Origin of the sequence: Paraburkholderia sp. GAS42 (assembly GCF_050436565.1) — a bacterium.
Classification (GTDB): domain Bacteria; phylum Pseudomonadota; class Gammaproteobacteria; order Burkholderiales; family Burkholderiaceae; genus Paraburkholderia.
Genome location: NZ_JBNDML010000021.1, coordinates 1 through 18341, shown reverse-complemented (window position 1 = coordinate 18341; position 18341 = coordinate 1). Strand labels below are relative to the sequence as shown.

The 18341-nt window shown below is 56.4% G+C and carries 14 protein-coding genes and 1 pseudogene; 10 read left to right on the top strand and 5 right to left on the bottom strand.

Annotation, left to right across the window (positions count from 1 at the left end):
• Positions 1-52: 52 nt before the first annotated feature.
• Both P3T16_RS26690 and P3T16_RS26685 read left to right on the top strand, forming a co-directional pair.
• The gene (locus P3T16_RS26690; protein WP_429344552.1) at positions 53-694 is read left to right on the top strand and encodes a glutathione S-transferase family protein; all 642 of its coding nucleotides are present in this window, start codon (positions 53-55) and stop codon (positions 692-694) included.
• Between the two features lie 50 nt (positions 695-744).
• Positions 745-2852, top strand: a pseudogene (locus P3T16_RS26685) (pyridoxamine 5'-phosphate oxidase family protein).
• A gap of 347 nt (positions 2853-3199) precedes the next feature.
• Here P3T16_RS26685 and P3T16_RS26680 read toward each other — a convergent pair.
• Positions 3200-4486 (bottom strand): MFS transporter, encoded by a 1287-nt coding sequence (locus P3T16_RS26680; protein ID WP_429344551.1) that lies wholly within the window; start codon positions 4484-4486, stop codon positions 3200-3202.
• A gap of 105 nt (positions 4487-4591) precedes the next feature.
• Here P3T16_RS26680 and P3T16_RS26675 point away from each other — a divergent pair, with 105 nt between their 5' ends.
• From P3T16_RS26675 to P3T16_RS26650, 6 genes are all read left to right on the top strand, one after another.
• The gene (locus P3T16_RS26675; RefSeq protein ID WP_429344550.1) at positions 4592-5188 is read left to right on the top strand and encodes a TetR/AcrR family transcriptional regulator; all 597 of its coding nucleotides are present in this window, start codon (positions 4592-4594) and stop codon (positions 5186-5188) included.
• Positions 5189-6372: 1184 nt separating this feature from the next.
• The gene (locus P3T16_RS26670) at positions 6373-7515 is read left to right on the top strand and encodes a GAF domain-containing protein (RefSeq protein WP_429344549.1); all 1143 of its coding nucleotides are present in this window, start codon (positions 6373-6375) and stop codon (positions 7513-7515) included.
• Between the two features lie 91 nt (positions 7516-7606).
• The gene (locus P3T16_RS26665) at positions 7607-9409 is read left to right on the top strand and encodes an NAD(P)/FAD-dependent oxidoreductase (RefSeq protein ID WP_429344548.1); all 1803 of its coding nucleotides are present in this window, start codon (positions 7607-7609) and stop codon (positions 9407-9409) included.
• A gap of 195 nt (positions 9410-9604) precedes the next feature.
• Positions 9605-10384, top strand: coding sequence for an acetoin reductase (locus P3T16_RS26660; RefSeq protein WP_429344547.1), 780 nt, complete (start codon positions 9605-9607; stop codon positions 10382-10384).
• Between the two features lie 72 nt (positions 10385-10456).
• Positions 10457-11731: a hypothetical protein gene (locus P3T16_RS26655; RefSeq protein WP_429344546.1), complete on the top strand. Its 1275-nt coding sequence runs from the start codon at positions 10457-10459 to the stop codon at positions 11729-11731.
• 315 nt (positions 11732-12046) lie between these two features.
• Entirely contained in the window at positions 12047-13096 is a 1050-nt protein-coding gene (locus P3T16_RS26650; protein WP_429344545.1) for a 2,3-butanediol dehydrogenase, read from the top strand.
• Between the two features lie 630 nt (positions 13097-13726).
• Here the strand turns inward: P3T16_RS26650 and P3T16_RS26645 are convergent.
• The 4 genes from P3T16_RS26645 to P3T16_RS26630 form a co-directional block, all read right to left on the bottom strand.
• Entirely contained in the window at positions 13727-13933 is a 207-nt protein-coding gene (locus tag P3T16_RS26645; RefSeq protein WP_429344544.1) for a BPSL0761 family protein, read from the bottom strand.
• Between the two features lie 416 nt (positions 13934-14349).
• Positions 14350-14823, bottom strand: coding sequence for a hypothetical protein (locus P3T16_RS26640; RefSeq protein ID WP_429344543.1), 474 nt, complete (start codon positions 14821-14823; stop codon positions 14350-14352).
• The gene (locus P3T16_RS26635; RefSeq protein ID WP_429344542.1) at positions 14824-15702 is read right to left on the bottom strand and encodes a hypothetical protein; all 879 of its coding nucleotides are present in this window, start codon (positions 15700-15702) and stop codon (positions 14824-14826) included.
• A 206-nt stretch (positions 15703-15908) separates the two neighbouring features.
• The gene (locus P3T16_RS26630) at positions 15909-16541 is read right to left on the bottom strand and encodes a hypothetical protein (protein WP_429344541.1); all 633 of its coding nucleotides are present in this window, start codon (positions 16539-16541) and stop codon (positions 15909-15911) included.
• A 186-nt stretch (positions 16542-16727) separates the two neighbouring features.
• Here P3T16_RS26630 and P3T16_RS26625 point away from each other — a divergent pair, with 186 nt between their 5' ends.
• Positions 16728-17156 (top strand): helix-turn-helix domain-containing protein, encoded by a 429-nt coding sequence (locus P3T16_RS26625; RefSeq protein WP_429344540.1) that lies wholly within the window; start codon positions 16728-16730, stop codon positions 17154-17156.
• Positions 17157-17706: 550 nt separating this feature from the next.
• A complete protein-coding gene (locus tag P3T16_RS26620; protein ID WP_429344539.1) occupies positions 17707-17964 on the top strand; it encodes a hypothetical protein in 258 nt (85 codons plus the stop codon).
• Positions 17965-18341 lie beyond the last annotated feature (377 nt).

The following is an 18341-nucleotide window of genomic DNA, read 5'->3' as shown; positions in this document are numbered from 1 at the left end:
ACCGTTATTCTAAAGTACTATTTTTGATATCAGGATTATGCAAGGACTCCAGATGCCCATCGCCCAACCCACCCAGCCGATTCGCCTGCACACAAGCCTGCTTTCCGGGCACGGCCATCGCGTGAAATTGTTTCTAACCTTACTCGATCTGCCGTTCGAGGTGGTGGAACTGAAGATAGCCGACGGCGATAACCGTCGCCCGGAATATCTTCAGTTAAATCCGTTTGGCCAGGTGCCGACGATCGAAGATGGCGACACCGTACTGTTTGATTCGAACGCGATTCTGGTTTATCTCGCCAAGCGCTATGGTGAGCTGTCGTGGCTACCGGAAGACGAACTGGGCGCTGCGGCTGTGCAGCGCTGGCTTTCGCTCGCTGCAGGGCAAATTGCCTACGGTCCGTGCGCAGCGCGACTCGTAACAGTGTTTGGCGCACCATTACACCTTGAAACTGCGCAGAAAATCGCGATAAAGCTGTTCGATGTGCTGGACTCAGAGCTCGCCGACAAGCCATTCGCAGCCGGCGAGCACGTGACAATCGCCGACATTGCGGCGCACACTTATATCGCGCACGCGCCAGAAGGTGGCGTATCACTCGCCCCATATCCGAACATTCGGGCATGGCTTCGCCGCGTTGAAGCATTGCCGCGCTTTATTGCAATGCCGACAACCAAAGTAGGCCTGCTTGCCGAGTAAAGGCGTGCACACCCGTAAGTCCGTGCCCTGCGCCATGATCAGAGGTTGCCATGTCTGAACCGTCTCCCATCAATCCGGCTGTTCGAAGCGCCGATGTCACACCTTTTCATCGCGCCGAAGTCGCCGTGCAGCAGCGTGCGGGCGTAGCGGAAGAGGCCGATAAAGCCGGCCGGCGCGGTATCCGGACTTACATGCCAGAGCAGCACCGGCAGTTCTTTTCAGAGCAGCCGTTCATGGTGTTTGGCGGCGTCGATACAGGCGGGCAACCTTGGGCGACTTTACGCGTAGGCAGGCCGGGCTTTGTTTCGTCGCCAGACCCACGTACGCTGCAGATCAAAGGCGGCACGCTGCCAGGCGATCCGCTAACCGGACACTGGCAGAAAGGCGCGCTGATCGGCGGCTTAGGGTTACAACCGCAAACCGGTCGACGCAACCGGGTCAACGGCGTGGTGTCCTCAGTAGATGGCGACACCATCTCGCTCGTCGTTTTGCAAAGTTTCGGCAATTGCGCGAAATATATTCAAGGCCGTACGCCCATGTTCATCACGCGCGATTCTGCTGTTACGAACACCGACGTTGAATACGCCACCGAATTCAGCGAGGCGGACCGGATACTGCTCTCGCGTGCCGACACGTTCTTTATAGCCAGTGCCAACCTCTCTAGCGAAGCAGGTCTTGCGGGCGGCGTGGACGTTTCGCATCGCGGCGGCATGCCAGGCTTTATCCGCATTGATGACGCGAACACACTGACCACGCCTGATTTCAGCGGTAATCGCTTCTTCAATACGCTCGGCAATCTGACGCACGATCCCCGGGCCGGTTTGCTGTTTGTCGACTTCGAGAGCGGTGACCTTCTGTATGCGGCTGCATTGGCCGAGATCGTCTGGGAAGGACCCGAACTGTCTGAATTTCCGCTCGCAGAAAGACTGGTACGTTTTCGCATTACAGAAGTGCGGCGTAGCCGTGCTGCATTACCGTTCCGCTGGTCAGCAGTCGAATATGCGCCACAATTTCCACCACCGAAACCACCGGAGCAACAAGCGAAGTCGCCATGGAAAAAACTGCAGATTGCAGCGATACATGACGAGACGCCATCGATCCGCTCTTTCTATCTGGAGTCGACCGACGGGACACGTTTGCCGCCGTTCGAACCGGGGCAGTTTCTGCCAATGCGCGTGCCAGCAAACGGTGCCGACGCGCCGCTCGTGCGAACCTATACGCTTTCCGATGCGAGCAACTCACGGCAATACCGAATCAGCGTGAAGCGTCAGGGTACAGCGTCGAGCTGGTTGCATGAGCATCTTTCCGCCGGCATGACCATCGACGCGATGACGCCACGCGGCACTTTCACCTATGACCTGCCAAGCGCGCGTCCAGTGGCGTTCATCTCCGCAGGTATCGGCATCACGCCGATGCTGGCGATGTTGCATCAAGCTATCGCGGCACGCGGAGCTCATCCACAGACCAGACCGCTCTACTTCTTCCATGGTGCGCGTAATGACGGCGAGCGGCCGTTCAGCGCGCATCTGAAAGAACTGGCCATGCAACATCGCGATGTTTCGATACATCTGTTCGATAGCGATAGTGAATATGACGACGCTACAAACACAACGGATTTTTCGATAACGTGGCAGGGCCGCGTCGATATTGCGGCACTCAAACGTCTGCTTCCGTTCGACGATTACGATTTCTATCTCTGCGGGCCCGAGTTATTCATGCACGACCTGCACCAAGGTTTGCGTGAACTGAACGTCGCTGAAGAGCGCATCCGGTTCGAAGCGTTCGGCCCCGCGAGCGTAAAGCGCACGCCCTCAGCCCCGCTGGACGTTATGCCGACCCGGCGTCGCAATGAATCCAAAACGCAAGGAAACCAGTGATCGGCGGCGTACCCGTGGTATTCGCGCGCTCGCAACGCACGGTGCAATGGTTGCCAAACGACGGCACACTACTGGAATTCGCAGAGAAATGCGGTATCGACGCACTGTCAAGCTGCCGCTCAGGCATGTGCGGCACCTGCTCCACTCGCGTGTTAAACGGCAGCGTGACCTACCAGGACCCGGTTGAAGCCAATGTCGAAGCCGGGCACGCGTTGATTTGTGTAGCACGCCCGCTTGATGATGAAGCCGGTTCACGTCAAAGCTTGACGCTGAACCTTTGAAGGATTTGCTCAACTGATCCTGCATGTCCCTCTATCACAATCTGCCGATTTCCAGTGATAGCTGGATCGCTTTGTCTATCTTCAGGCAGGCGTAGCGGCTGTGGGCACCGCAATATCATCGAGCGGAAGTCACCGAACAGACAGCTCCCGAAGATGATTCGGCATGTTATGTCCCAGAGCAGCATTGTCCTTTTCACTGTTGCGAACAATCACGTCCCCTGTGCAGAGGTACCGCTCCCCAGGCAATGCGACCTTAAAGATGTGGACGGCTCGCTGCACGAGGAGCGATTCGCTGCGATGCACTTGCGCTCACAGGCGGGCTACAAGCCCGCCGTGCATGTTTGCATTTATGCTGGCTGCGGCACTGCACTGCTCTGCTTGCGATTGATTAACAGTGCGAGGAACGCGGCGACTATGCCTGTAGCACCCGCGAGTACGAATGCCATCAGGTAGCTGCCATAGGTGTCGCGCACGAAGCCTGCCATCCACGCTGCACACGCGGCGCCAAGCTGGTGCGCCGCCACGATCCAGCCGAAGACCACGGGCGCGTCACGGTCACCAAAAGCCTCGGTGGCCAGCCGCATCGTGGGCGGCACAGTGGCGATCCAGTCCAGACCAAAGAAAATCGCAAAGACGCCCAGGCTATAGAACGAGAAATTCGAATAAGGGAGATAAATCAGTGCTATGCCACGCAGCGCGTAGTACATGAAGAGCAGTTTGCGCGGATCGAACCGGTCGGTCAGCCAGCCAGAGGCAGTTGTGCCGAACAGGTCAAATATACCCATTGTTGCCAGCAGGCCCGCCGCCTGTATCTCTGCGATACCGTGGTCGCCACATAGCGAGATTAGATGGGTACCGACAAGTCCGTTGGTCGTGAAGCCGCATATGAAGAACGTACCGAACAAATACCAGAATGCGGGAGTAGTTGCGGCTCGGAACAGCACCCCGAGCGTGGCGGCCACCATGCCAGCATTTGGCTCAGGCGCTGCCGGCTTGGCGCCGGGTTCGCTTCCATAGGGCATCAGACCAACGTCAGCAGGCCGATCGGGCACAAACAGCCAAACCAGCGGCACCATCACAAGCGCGGCAGCTGCAACGGTCCACACCACGCGTGTCCAGTCGCCCGATTCTGCCAGGCTGGCCAACACAGGAAGGAAAATCAGGTTGCCGGTCGCAGTGCTAGCAGTCAGCAGCCCCATCATCAAGCCACGGCGCTTGGCAAACCAGCGGTTGACCACGGTCGCGCCAAGCACGAGTGCTACAGCGCCCGAGGCCGTCCCCGAGAATAGCCCCAAGGTTGCCAACAGATGCCAGGGTTTGGTCATGAAGGCAGTAGCAACGTTGGAGGCCGACATGACTAGCAAAGCGGTGATTAGCACGCGCCGCAGGCCGAAACGTTGCATCGCTGCAGCGGAAAATGGACCCACTATCCCGTAGAAAAAGAGGCCAACGGCAGCTGCGAGTGAAATCGACGCGCGACTCCAGCCAAATGTTTTCTCAAGCGGGACGATCAGGATCCCAGGTACAGATTGGAGGCCAGCTGAGACCAGAAGCGCAAAGAAAATGATGCCAGCAACGACGAAAGCGTAGCGCTGGCCGAGACGGGGCGAAGAAAAGGCTTTGGGTATATTCACGTTACGTACCGGTACGTATCAAAGAGAGGGTGTATAGTACGTACCGGTACGTAACATCGTCAACAAAATAATCGCACGAATTTTCAACTCAGGAGGACGTGCACCATGAAAAAAAAAACAGCGTCAGTTGAAGTTAGTCGACCGGCGCCAGCGGCTGAGCGTATCCGCCGCAGCGCACGGCAGCTGTTTTACGATCACGGAATCCGTGCGGTCGGGGTGGATGCCATCGTTGCAGGGGCTGGCGTCACCAAGCCCACCCTGTACCGCAGCTTCTCATCGAAAGATGATCTGACTGCTTCCTATCTGCATGACTATGAGGCCGAGTTCTGGGCTTGTTTCGACGCTGCCGTTGCCGCCCACCCGAGCGATCCACGCGCGCAGATCCTCGCCTATTTCGACAAGCTCATCGAGAGCACCAAGCGGCCTGGTCCATATCGCGGCTGCGGGCTCAGCAACGCGCTGGTTGAATATCCGGAGTCCGATCATCCGGCTCGCAAGGTGGCGGTAGCGCATAAACGCGAACTGCGCGCACGCCTGGCCACTATGGCTCGCGACATGGGCGCACGCGATCCAGACGCGTTAGGCGACGGACTACTGTTGCTACTGGAAGGAGCGTTTATGTCTGGGCAGATTTTCGGGCGCGACGGTCCGGCGCCACATCTGCGCGAGATGGCAGATCGGCTGATCGCTGGGAGCCTGTAGGCCTGAGCGGCCAGGCTCAGGCAGAACCCAACTCGCTCGTGGCTGCTCGACGCGGCGAGCCTGCCGCTGTTGCGGACCTGCCGCCATCCGCCAGTTCGTTAAATTTGAAGAGACATCAACGTAACCGCGCCATGGACACATGCTGGGGCCAGTGCAAAATCGCATGAGGGTGCGCAAGGTCAATCAGCAACGGACACACCCGAAGCAAAGCAAAATCGGTCAATAAGATAGAGCCAGGACAATCGGAACTCTCGACATAGGTGTCAAGTCAGGACGACGAGTTCGTTGGCCTGCTTATGGCGAACCGCGCTTTGACGAGCCGAAGATCACCTACCAGTTCGTGGTCAAGGACTTTGCGTACATTGACGTTCGAACTGTATAGCCGTACCCGGCGATAATGCCAGTGAACTGATTCATTTTTTTCGCTGGAAATCCGTGCAAACCGAACCTCATCCTTCGGTCAGAGCCTTGTCGAAGAAATAGACAACTTTAAGTGTCATGTCGAAATCATTTAGCCCAATTCGACGATACCTTTTTGCAAGCCTAACTTTGAGTAGACGTCGAAATTCCGCTTCCATGTCAGCGGCCTCAATGCGGCATCGATAGGTACCCAATGCTGAAATGCAGTCAGGATCCGCCCTCTTCTTCGTGCTGACACTTCCAGCATGCAATGAGCAGCTCATCGGAGAGTGGGTGTTCAAGGTTTTAGCCACGAAGCTCGTGCATAAGGGAGATTGCGACGTCTTTGATAGAGACCCGTTCAGAGGCCGATAGATGTGCGTGTGGCTCGTAGGTAGAGAGAAGTCGCGTATAGCGATCCCTTTATCTCTCATTCCGAAATATCGCGTTGCATTGCGGCGTTAACGGGAAGAGCGCCATCGTCCCTGCAATGATCGCCCCAGCAGAATATGGATTGCGACGTCGTATTCGCTGATCTTTCCGAAAATCGGTACACCACTTTCTTTCGATCGAGAACAACGTCCGTGAGACTTGCTCAGCGGCGTCCTCATGAAAAGGCGGCAGGCCATCCTGCCAGCTGAGACGAAAGTCTCAAATATGTCGATGGTGCGTTGCGGTGTGATCTTGGCGAACGCGCATGGTACAACGCTTAAACCAACTAAGTATCGGTATGCCGCGCCAATGATGTGTTGTGCGCGACGCATCCGGACCGCCGGAGACTCGTCATGCCCTATGTTCCGCAGACCAGACATATCGACCGCGTGCGCAATGCGATCGAGGCGCGTACACCCCGTTCGAGCGACGGTGCGTCGCTCCGACTCGTGTCATCGTACCGCCGTTCATTCGAACAATATCATCTCGATCCCGGTGCCATGGTCGGACCCCGCATCCTCACAGCGTCTGAGCTTCGCGATGTCCGCCAACGCGAGGAACCGGTGCTGCGCGCATCCGGCCAGTGCCTGTCGCAGCTGCACGAGACGGTGCGCGAAGCTGACTATTGTGTGATGCTTACGGACGCGGCTGGCGTGACGATCGACTATCGCGTCGACCCTGACCGGCGCCACGCGTTCAAGCGCGCGGGACTGTACCCGGGTTCATGTTGGTCAGAGCGCGAGGAAGGCACCTGCGGCGTCACGGCCGTGCTACTCGACCGCGAACCGATCACGGTGCACAAGATCGACCATTTTCGCGCCGCGTTCACTACGCTGACGTGCAGCGCCTCGCCGATATTCGGCCTCTCCGGCGAGCTGATTGGGGTGCTGGACGCATCGGCGGTACGTTCGCCGGACGAGCGCGAAAGTCAGCGCCTCGTTAACCATATCGTGCGACAAAGCGCGGTGCTGATCGAAAACAGTTATTTTCTCCATGCCACGACGCACCGCTGGGTGATGCTCGCACACCGCAATCGCCACTACGTGGAAACGCAGCCCGAGATCCTGATTGCCTTCGATGAGCGCGGCTGGGCTGTTGCCGCGAACCGCCGGGCGAAGGAGTGCGTACCAGGACTCGAGCGCTTGCCGTGCGATGTGTCTGAACTCTTCGATATTCGTGCCTTACGGTTTCTCGACGCTCGCATGGGGCACGACTTTATATCGCTGCGGCTCGCACGCAACGGCGAGCCGCTTTTCGCACGGGTGCGACCGCCGGTGCCTCATACGCTGCGCCAGCATAGCGCACCGCCCGCAGCCCCTAGTGCCGCCCAACCCGCTGTACGCGAAGCCGATGTGACCGAACGTCGACGTATCGTCAACGCGCTGACGACGGCCAAATGGCGCCCGATCGAAGCGGCAAAGCTTCTTGGCATGTCGCGGGCGACTCTCTACCGGCGCATCACAAAGCACAACATCGTGCCTCCACACCGACGCTAATTCACGCGGCATTGTGGTTCCAGTTCCAGAGTGGGCGAGAAACCCACCTTTAGCAAATGTATCGATCATCCGTTCTAATGGAGGAGTAACCATGGCCGAAGCCAATCCCACCCTCGTCGTAGCAGGTGTGCTCGAGCGCCTGAACACTGCGCTCGCGCATCGAGACATTCCCGCCGTAGTCGAACTGTTCCAGCCGGACTGCTACTGGCGTGACCTTGTGAGCTTCACCTGGAACATCAAGACAATGGAAGGCCGTGAACAGATCGCCGCGATGTTGGAGGCGCAACTGGATACTGCTGACCCTTCGAATTTCCGCGTCGCAATCAGTGAGCCCGAAACTGAAGCGGATGGGCTCGCTCAGGCGTGGATTACGTTCGAGACCGGCGTCGCGCGCGGCAACGGTTTTATCCGCTTGAAGAATGGCCGGATCTGGACACTGCTCACGGTGATGAGCGAGCTGAAGGACCACGAAGAGCCGAAGAATTTCAAGCGCCCGATGGGCGCAGAACACGGCGCGCGCGTCAACCGCACGAGCTGGAAGGAACATCGCGAGCACGAGAGCGAAACGCTGGGTGTGACGAAGCAGCCGTATTGCTTGATCGTCGGTGGCGGACAAGGCGGCATCGCGCTCGGTGCGCGACTGCGGCAACTCAACGTGCCCACAATCATCATCGATAAGAACGACAAGCCGGGCGACGCATGGCGCAAGCGCTACAAGACCCTGTGCCTGCACGATCCAGTCTGGTACGACCACATGCCTTATCTGCCGTTTCCCGACAACTGGCCAGTCTTCACGCCGAAGGACAAAGTGGGCGACTGGCTCGAGATGTACACGAAGGTGATGGAACTGAACTACTGGAGTGCCACCACCTGCAAATCGGCACGCTACGACGAAGTCACGAAAGAATGGATCGTGGAAGCCGAGCGTGGCGGCGAGACGCTGACGCTGCGCCCCGAACAACTCGTGCTCGCGACCGGTATGTCGGGTAAACCGAACATTCCCGAGTTTAAAGGCCGTGATGTGTTCGAGGGTGAGCAGCATCATTCGTCGCAGCATCCGGGACCGGACGCGTATCGCGGCAAGAAAGTGGTCGTGATAGGCGCTAATAATTCCTCGCACGACATCTGCGGAGCGCTATGGGAGGCTGGCGTGGACGTCACCATGGTTCAGCGCTCGTCGACGCATATCGTGAAGTCGGAATCGCTGATGGAGCATGCGCTCGGTGATCTTTATTCGGAGCGCGCAGTCGCTTCGGGTATGACGACGTGGAAAGCTGACATGACCTTCGCGTCGTTGCCGTACAAGATCCTTCACGAGTTCCAGATTCCGGTCTACGACAAGATTCGCGAAGTCGATGCGGAGTTTTACGCGCGGCTCGAACGCGCGGGTTTCATGCTCGATTTCGGCGACGATGGCTCCGGTCTCTTCATGAAGTATCTGCGGCGCGGCTCGGGCTATTACATCGACGTCGGCGCGTCCGACCTCGTCGCCGATGGCAAGATCAAGTTGAAAAGTGGCGTCGACGTGGTGGAGTTGAAAGCGCATTCGGTGCTGCTGTCGGACGGCACCGAGTTGCCAGCGGACCTCGTTGTCTATGCGACGGGTTACGGATCGATGAACGGCTGGGCCGCCGATCTAATCTCTCGCGAAGTCGCTGACAAGGTGGGCAAGGTGTGGGGCCTCGGCTCCGCGACAACGAAAGACCCGGGACCATGGGAAGGCGAGCAGCGCAATATGTGGAAGCCGACGCAACAGCAAGCGCTGTGGTTCCACGGCGGCAATCTGCATCAGTCACGCCACTACTCGCAGTATCTGTCGCTGCAGCTAAAGGCGCGCATGGAGGGCATTCCAACGCCCGTATTCGGATTGCAGGAAGTTCACCATCTGTCGTAACGCAACGCGGACGCTTGGCGCTGAAGGCAAGTCAAGGTGTTTATGGAGATCTAGCCTAAAAATTTGCGCATAAGGCGATACGCGTGGCGGAACCGCAGCGTGTTCTGCGAATGACGAAAGCGACGGTTCGGCAGCACGTTCTTGTTGAAATTGGGAAATTGAGCTGCCGACTCAAACTTCCAGGAAGGAGATTCGATGACTATTCATACGAAGGTGGCGCTCGTCACGGGTGCCGGACAGGGTATCGGCCGCAGCATTGCGGTGCGGCTCGCGAGAGACGGTGCTGATCTCGCGTTGGTTGACATCAATACAGAGAAATTGCAGATAGTCGCGGCCGAAATTAGCGATCTTGGCCGAAAGGTGACCACCTACGTGGCTGATGTATCGAAGCGGGACGAAGTCTATGCGGCCGTCGAACATGCAGCAAACGAACTAGGCACTCTTGACATCATGGTGAACAACGCCGGGATTGCTCAAGTGCAAGCGCTTCTCGATGTCTCGCCGGCTGAGGTGGAGCGAATTTTCAAAGTTAATGTCGAGGGTGTTCTGTGGGGCATTCAGGCTGCTGCGAAGAAATTCAGGGCAATTAAAAAGAAAGGGAAAATCATCAATGCGGCTTCGATCGCGGGTCATGATGGATTCGCACTGCTTGGCGTCTATTGCGCGACGAAGTTTGCGGTTCGGGCGTTGACGCAAGCAGCGGCCCGAGAGTTGGCAAGCGACGGAATCACGGTCAATGCCTATTGTCCAGGTGTGGTCGGAACGGACATGTGGGTTGAGATAGACAAGCGTATGGCTGAAATAACCGGTGTGCCGATCGGCGAAACATATAAAAAATACGTGGCGGGGATAGCGCTAGGTCGCGCCGAAACGCCAGACGATGTTGCCGGATTGGTTTCCTACCTGGCCGGACCCGATTCTGATTATATGACCGGTCAAGCGCCGCTGATCGACGGAGGACTGGTTTACCGATAGCGTGCCGGCGCCTCCGCACCTGGCCGGATCGGCCAGTCGCTGGTCCACGCCCGTTCATCCCAAAGCGCCACGTTGACCGACGCGGCTGAGCTCTTTTGTCCGATTTTCAAGCGCGCGATTGACCATCGCGGGTCCGGCGCGCTACTCGATCGGGCTTTTATCGTATTGGATATGCCGATCATGGAACCCACAAGCTCCAGCATTGCCGCGCAAGAGGAACTCTCTACTACGCCTACGGGATTAGTGTTGCAACCCTTCGCGTTCGCAGTTGCTGTTTTTCTGGTTGTGCACGTCATAAGCCTTGGGGTATGGCGTCTGTTTGTTGATGCAAAATTGGCCGTCTGGAGGTATTCCCCACAGCCGTTCGGCATGTACCTGTTCTGGGGCATCCTGGTGCTGGTTTTCATTGGCTTTAACTTCGGTATGACGGCATTTTCGGCGTTCAAACAACCTGCCCGAGGCTGCATCGCCACAGTTGTTACGGTTGGGCTTTCATTCCTCTTGCCGGGTGCACTCGTCTATGGATATGGCGCACTGGATCCGACATTCACCTCAGTCGGCGGTGTCGGGTATGGTGCGACCGGCCTTATCGTGCTGATCGGCTTTTACGGATTCGGCATACTGGCTACAGGCATGTCCGGATGGCCATGGTCCGATAGCGGGATGAGACCTGTAGCAGGCCGTGTTGCGCAACTGGCTAGCGGTTGTTGCCTCACGGGACTAGGTTATTTTTTGCTTATATACCCCAACCTGACGACTGCTTCGGCGCCTCACGCGACTCTGCTTCCCCTGCCAGTGGCGATCGGCTGGTTCTATTCCGTTATCGTCGCGTGGCTAACAACCTACCTCATTTTCGACAATTGGCCGTGGAGTGCGCTGGGACGGAAAAGCCACACGGCGCTCGCAGCACTGGTCGGCAATTTTCTGCTGGGGACAGCACTCTATGTAGGACATCTCGCGCTGCTCAGATGGATTCTCATTCCTTCCAGTGCTATTGAAAAACTCGGCACAACGCTCCCAATCTGGCCCGCGCAGTTAGGTGTGTGGATTGCCTTCTGGCTGATCTTCTGGGCCAACGTTGCGGGCAATTGGCCAAACCGATTCGGCATGTTGACGAATCGGATAATACGCGCATCGATTTGCTGGGGCCTTGGTTTGATCTCCTTCGAAATCTATACGCGATGGTTTGCCGTCTCCGTACTTCATGAAGCAGAAATTGCACCCGGTTTTGGTGGTGACCCGCTCACCTGGGTCGACCTACTTAACTACGTCATGCTGATTTATGTCGTCTATTTTGAGTTCTACGGTCTCTCCAAAAAGAAATCTGTGAATTGCGTGTCCACCTGAACGCAAAGGCTTTCTCAGCGGCCTGATAAAAGGGCCGAACTGGTTCCAGCTTTTTAAAGCCGTATCGACCGGGAAGGAAGTCATCGGATTGCTCGCCGCTGGTTGACCCTGACAGTCGGCAACGCTTCACATTTTCCGGCGCATCGGTTTACCCATTCGGTTGAAGTTCGTCCTCCAACAGGTCGTGTTTCAGGCTGGTCGAAAGGAAGAAAGAAAGGTCATCACCTTGGTAGCCGCCCATAGGTTCGCGGGCAAAGAGCGTTGCATTATGACGTGCGACGTGAATTCTGTATTTAACAGGAGGAGTCGTTCACTATGAAAGCTGCTGTCTACTACGGCAATCGCCAGATCACAATTGACGATGTTCCAGAGCCGTCGCCATCGAAGGGCGAAGTGAAAATCAAGGTTAGTCGAAACGGCATCTGCGGCACCGATATCCACGAATACTACGATGGCCCAGTCCTGATTCCAAAGACTGAGCCACATCCGCTGACTGGCAGGACCTTGCCCATCGTGATCGGGCATGAGTTTTCTGGAACTGTAGTGGAAGTGGGGCCCGACGTTACCGGCATCAAGGAAGGGGATAACGTCGCGATCGAGCCGGTTATTCGCTGTGGCATGTGCAGACCATGTAGATCCGGCTTCTACAACGTGTGCAACTGTGTCGGCTTCCAGGGACTCTCGTCTGACGGCGGCATGGCTGAGTATGCGGTCGTGCCAAGCCACATGGTTCACAAGCTTCCCGACAACGTTCCTGTCGAAATGGGCGCGCTAGTCGAACCAATGGCGGTCGCCTACCATGCAGCCACCCTCGGGGACGTGACTGCCCAGAGTCGTACGCTCATTTTCGGCGCGGGTCCGATTGGCATAGGTCTGTGGTTCGCTTTGCGGGGTATGGGCGTAACCGAGATCGACGTAGTAGAGCCATCAGCAACCCGTCGCAAAGCGATTGAAGGGCTAGGAGCGCGCACTATCGATCCGACGAGCATTGACGTGCCAGCCCTTATCGCGGATAGAACCAACGGTGAAGGAGTCGATGCGGCGTACGACGCTGCTGGCGTCCCAGCAGCAATCGCGTCCGCGTTGAAATCGTTGGGCGAACACCGGACTCTTGTGAGTGTTGCGATCTACGACAAACCTATGCTGACACCATTGCTTGAGACTGTTATGCGTGAACGGCGCATACAGGGGACGCTCTGCTACACAGGCAAAGACTATAAGAGCGTGATCGATCTAATGGAGCGCGGACACTACAGGACCACGGGCTGGGTGGAAACCGTGCCGCTGGAGAACGTGCTCGCAGAAGGCTTCGAGGAACTGCGAGCTGGGCGGAAAATGAAAGTGTTGGTTGACCCAGCGCAATAGAACCCCGTCGCCGAGGGGCGGGTGAGTTATCGTACGGAAGTAGCTTTGGCGCACCCGCCTCGCAATGCGCTCCGTTTTCATTGGGGAAAATGAAGAGGCAGTTCATCCTCAGGTTCTGCCTCTACCAAGCCAGAAATACATGCCAGCCATATTGCAAGCGGGAATCCGTTGGTGTGGCAGGTATTAGGCTAATGCCCTGTCTCGGGCGACACTGCGATGTCCGTGACTAGCAGATCGACATAGGGTATCGCCACGAGGCCTTACCTTCCTTAAAGGCTAGAAAGATTGGCTACACGTATCTGCGGACAACCATTCCCCGATCGTGTTTTAGATCGATCACGACCGGGGAACTGCCGCTTTGCCAATTAAACCGTCTGTCAATCTGAAAAGGTGATCTTTATGCAAGAACGTACAGCACATTGCCTGGTAATTAACGCAGCGCCCTTTCTCTCGCTCATGCTTGCAGCGACTGTGGCACTTCCCATCATCATTCTTGGCGGCCGGTTTATCCATGTCGTCAGGCTTTTGGTTTAGTCTTGAGGGTGTATCCGACCGCGAAAAATACGGGTACAAAGAGAAGCGACAGCAGCACCGACCTGATAGCCACTTCATGACTCATGTTGCTCTGCCCTACCACTTCGCACCAGGGTCTCCCCAAATCTCCGGAGCCATCGCAGACGAAGACTGCAGATGTAAGAATTCTGGATAATGCCGGAGCAGCCTGCGTGCGCGCTCCCGCAAGACCTCCAGGTCAGCGTCGTCTGGCACAGTCGACAACTCAGTCAGGAGATCACGTGCTCTCAACACGGAAGCAGTACGCTCAATCGGAATCGTCACGGTATTCCTCCTCCCGAATCTGCCGGTTCATTTGTGGTGGTCATTCATGTCTTTGTGCCCGGACGATGTGATGGGTGCGCGGTCTGTCGAGAACGCTGTCGCGAACGTTTGGACATCCGAAGCGCGCGGCGCAATGCACATTTGAACCGTCGTCCCAACTTCTCGTCAGACATTGCGTAAAGTGCCCCTCTGACTTCTGGCTGAGCCAGAATCATTCGACTAGCACGCAGGATTTTGCGCTTTTCAGCAAAACTGAACTGAGGGATGACCCGTGGCCTCGTGCTGATTTTTCTACTTATCTTCAACCTGCCCTCCAGGCGCGCAAGGCATGAAGACCGCTACATTCGCTCGCGAGTGGCCCAGCGTCGAGGGATGCCAATCTCAGACGCCCAGCGGTTCGCCATAATGGGCTTGCCTCAATCATTGGTATGTTCATCGCCCTGTTGTCCAAGTAGCCGGACAAACGCCGTCCACACAGTATCCTCGTCTTGAATCTGGACGGTTGGCAGAAGCCTCTCCGCCGCCCCTTCCACCCAGATACCCGCATGAGCAGCACGACCGTCGCAAATGAGATCAAGCCGTGCGACCTGACTCCAGGCATCTGCGCTTTCGCAGTCGGTTTCGTTGCGCGTTTCAATCGCGACCGTCATGAAGGGTTTCAGTGCGGTAACCGGATTGAGGTTGCTCATTGGGGAGGACTCGATCTGCGCCGCGATGACGCGATAAACGTGCGATACGATGCGCTCGTTGAAGCTGTCACCTGTCGATAAGTTGGGACCGAGTGCAGCCGTACCAAGGACCTCCGACACTTCAGGCGCCGGCGAGCCAGGACCGAGCACACTTCCCTGATACGCACATGCGCGCCAGAACACTACTTGATCGCGATTCATTCAATAATCCATGGGGGAAATCAAGCCAATGTCACCCCAATCCGGCAGCATCCGGAGCACTGCATCCCAGACTCCTCGTCGTCTGCGTAGTGATACGGGCCCGTAATTCAGGTCAGGATGATCCGCGATTACCATTCGTCCGCTTAAGCTTCCGTCATGGACGGTAAGATTAAGTCGAGCTACCTGCTCGCCGATTTCATCGTCCACGCGAGGCAAATTCTCGAGGATCATGGTCAGGCAGGGCTGAAGATGCAAAACTTCGTCGATCGACTGGGCTCGTTTCAATCTTTCCGTCAGCAGAACTCGCGCTGCGACCAGAAACTGCAATTTATTATTCGCGGGAACTGGGCGAAAAAACACAACTGAACCATTTCCACTAATAGTTGAAATTGGCTCGGAAATATTCACCTTGTCACCGTAGCGTCGCGTGTAGACGCTCGCTCGATATCGCACTGCATCTACTCGAAACCCGTCATTCGATTGAGCGGGCTGGGCAGTCAGGTCCCAGTGCGACAGAAGTTCGCCCTCGCTGTCGCCTTGATCATTTCGCTTGCATTTTGGCAGCCACATGCGCCAGTCGGGTACCAACTCTGGCGTAACGTCTCTCCAGTTTTTTACCTTCCACGCTCTCGCTGCATGGCCCCACACATATTCCCCGTCGCTGTCGCGGCCGGCTCGCCCAACCAGCGTGTAGGTACTTCCGCTTTCTGTTGTGCCCGTACGCGAGTCAGGGTCGAAATTCACAATGGGCGTACTCACCCTTCCCTCATGATTCACTATGTTGAATCCGACGAAATGCCTCGCGCCACTCTCCGTTTCGCGGATAGACCAACGCTCGAGTACCACATCGTCGCTGTAGTTATAGATTCCAATAGGCATCGCAGGACCTCGATGAGTGCGTTAAATCTCGATAGTTAGAGTCGGATCGAAGTTGGCGTTTTCGTACGGAATGTCAGCACGAGTCCGATTTCGTCCCGGGCGTCCTCGCGGGTTGCATATGACGCGGCACTTGCCAATCCGGTAGTCAGCCGACCAATGAACATGGCCGTGAATCCATAACTAGCTCGATCTGAAGTCTGCAGATTTCAGGAAGACGTTCGCGTGCGCGTCATACGTTTTCGAATCGCATCAATCATGCGGCGGTCACCGAGCAGACGCGATGTCTCCTGCAGCGTGGGTGCGGTGGAAGACGCGGCGGTTGCGTCGAGGAGACGTGCCAGTTCGCGGCACGCCGCTTCAAAGCCCTCTGGCGCTCCGCTGAATTCCACAACCCGATCCCGAAGTTGCTCGGGAAAGCTCGCCCGCGTGTCGGCGATAGACACCCATTCGAACGGCCATGCATTCGCAAAATCACAAGCCATTAGGAAGTCGCTGACCAACTTGTAGGCCGAATCGCCTGTTGTGTTGACCGAATCTCTGATTTTTCCGCGCAGCTCCCCGAGACAGTCTTGGATATCTGAAAGCCGGCGCCCCATCATCTGCCTCGTCGCAAGCACTGGGTACGCACCTTCGAATCGGCCTATGCAGGAGGCAAGCAAGGAGATGCACTCCTCGCGGGCATCATTGGGCTGCTGGCCACCATGCCCACCGACTTCGAGCGTCGGGGCGCAATCTCCTGGAGCAATCCAGTCGAGGCAAATGAACACAAGAACCATATCTATCTGATCTTCAAAAGCTGACGGGCACCCCGCCGCTGCGCGCACGGCAGTGGCGTGCAACGAAATCACTCATTGGCCCAGGGATGCTGGTGGTGCGATTGTAGACACATAAATTGTAAATCTCAATGTCTACAACATAAAAATTTATGACATCCGAGTTTTCAACATCGAGCTTTACAATTCGGATGTTGTAGACGAATTGCCTGCAAAGCCCAATGATGACTGCTTTTCAATGCAGGGCTGTGCATGGCGGAACTTGCGAAGCTGTTCGCGGAAGAGATGCGTGTCCGTCGGGACAAACTGGGTCTGACTCAGGAGGCCTTCGGCGCCCCGCTAGGACTTGACCGAAGTGCGGTCAGTCGCATCGAGAAGAGCGCACCGAATCTTTCGATTTCAAAAGCCGTCCTTATAGCTAGCGCTTTAAAAACCAACGTCAGCGAAATGGTCGGCGGCGAAAAAAGCGACAAGACCGCGCAACAGATAACCGAAGGCATGGCGACGCGCATCCGGCAGTGGCGTGCTGACAATGATCTGAATCAGCGAGAGCTTGCCGAAAAAGTCAACGTCGACCGCAACCGCGTCAGCGTCGTCGAGTCGGGAAAGAAAAACGTCACGTTGGAGACTATCGAGAGATTTGCCAATGCTTTGGACATCTCACCCCTCGAGTTTCTCTAGCGCTTCCAGTTTCGTCCTGTCCGGGTTGCTCGCGCCCAATGCGAATCGGCGGGCAGCCGGCGAGATCGATTTGATCAGGCGATCTGCTGCACAAACATGACTGACCCCTGTTCCTGTTTGCTACAGGCCTCCGTTGCAATGAGCGCCTGGAAGCACTTTCGGCCTGCTTCCCGCGCAATACTCGCCATATCGAAGATTTCTGGACTTCGCCACCCTTGATGTCGCGTTTGCTGCTTCAAAGCTACGGCGACGCTTCCGACAACTGTAGACTTTCGCTTTCCCCAGAAGCGTGCAGATTTACGAAGCACGCCAGCTACATCCTCGTATGCCCACCAAGACCGTTCCAATCTGGCCAACTAGACGTCGCGAGTACGACGCATGTGCGCCGGCAAGGCCTCACGTAGTCGTCGGAGCCCCATGGCATTTCGTTTTGAGCTCCTCGATCGCTTGAACATGGCATCTCCCAAGCGGAATCCGTGCGGTCGGGGCGCGCGCATCGACTCGTCTTTAGCGAATCTCAGAAAAGCGTCCTCGCTCCGCACGCGCACGAATGCTGACTATCGCGTTCACCAACCGGGCGGAAATGCCGTCCCATGCGCGGCACATTTGGTTCCAGCCAAAACTGCTCTCTCCGGTCTTCGTTGACCGCCGTTTCGATACGACGGCGAACACATCTGGAACCGATGACTACCCTGCGAATCGACTGCGGATTTACCTCATTTTTGGGGTCAAATTTATTATGTCAAATTATGACGTTGCCCAGAAGGTATTTATCGACCATGTCGTGCGCGCATTTCTTGGTCACTAACAGCGACAATCGTCGCGTGTCGCATCGATCTTCTGGATGCTAAAGGCTACGATTAAGAGGAGCAGATAATTCAAGCGGTGCTGTTTAAGTGGCTGCCCTCCCCCTACTAAACACTGCCGTTTGCGTTAAAAAGCCCAAAATAGCCAATCGGATGTGTTTAGGAGGGCAAAATCGGCGGGGATTAGTAGGAACAAGTCTGAGATGGATGCGCAATCATGTTGTGCTTGGGTCAGCCGGGAACGATTGGATAGACAAACTACCAGGGATTCAAGTTGACATAAGATAAATTATCGATGTTTTGTGTGTTACGGCAAAGCTGTAATGTCGTACCTGGGCAAAGCTGAAACGTCGCATGTCATGCTGGCTGACCTTTGACG

Excerpts from the sequence above, each read along its gene's own strand:
- P3T16_RS26660 (WP_429344547.1), top strand. The coding sequence starts at position 9,605 with ATGACTATTCATACGAAGGTGGCGCTCGTCACGGGTGCCGGACAGGGT.
- P3T16_RS26690 (WP_429344552.1), top strand. The coding sequence starts at position 53 with ATGCCCATCGCCCAACCCACCCAGCCGATTCGCCTGCACACAAGCCTG.
- P3T16_RS26640 (WP_429344543.1), bottom strand. The coding sequence starts at position 14,823 with ATGAATCGCGATCAAGTAGTGTTCTGGCGCGCATGTGCGTATCAGGGA.
- P3T16_RS26665 (WP_429344548.1), top strand. The coding sequence starts at position 7,607 with ATGGCCGAAGCCAATCCCACCCTCGTCGTAGCAGGTGTGCTCGAGCGC.
- P3T16_RS26635 (WP_429344542.1), bottom strand. The coding sequence starts at position 15,702 with ATGCCTATTGGAATCTATAACTACAGCGACGATGTGGTACTCGAGCGT.
- P3T16_RS26675 (WP_429344550.1), top strand. The coding sequence starts at position 4,592 with ATGAAAAAAAAAACAGCGTCAGTTGAAGTTAGTCGACCGGCGCCAGCG.
- P3T16_RS26625 (WP_429344540.1), top strand. The coding sequence starts at position 16,728 with ATGGCGGAACTTGCGAAGCTGTTCGCGGAAGAGATGCGTGTCCGTCGG.
- P3T16_RS26670 (WP_429344549.1), top strand. The coding sequence starts at position 6,373 with ATGCCCTATGTTCCGCAGACCAGACATATCGACCGCGTGCGCAATGCG.
- P3T16_RS26620 (WP_429344539.1), top strand. The coding sequence starts at position 17,707 with ATGCTGACTATCGCGTTCACCAACCGGGCGGAAATGCCGTCCCATGCG.
- P3T16_RS26650 (WP_429344545.1), top strand. The coding sequence starts at position 12,047 with ATGAAAGCTGCTGTCTACTACGGCAATCGCCAGATCACAATTGACGAT.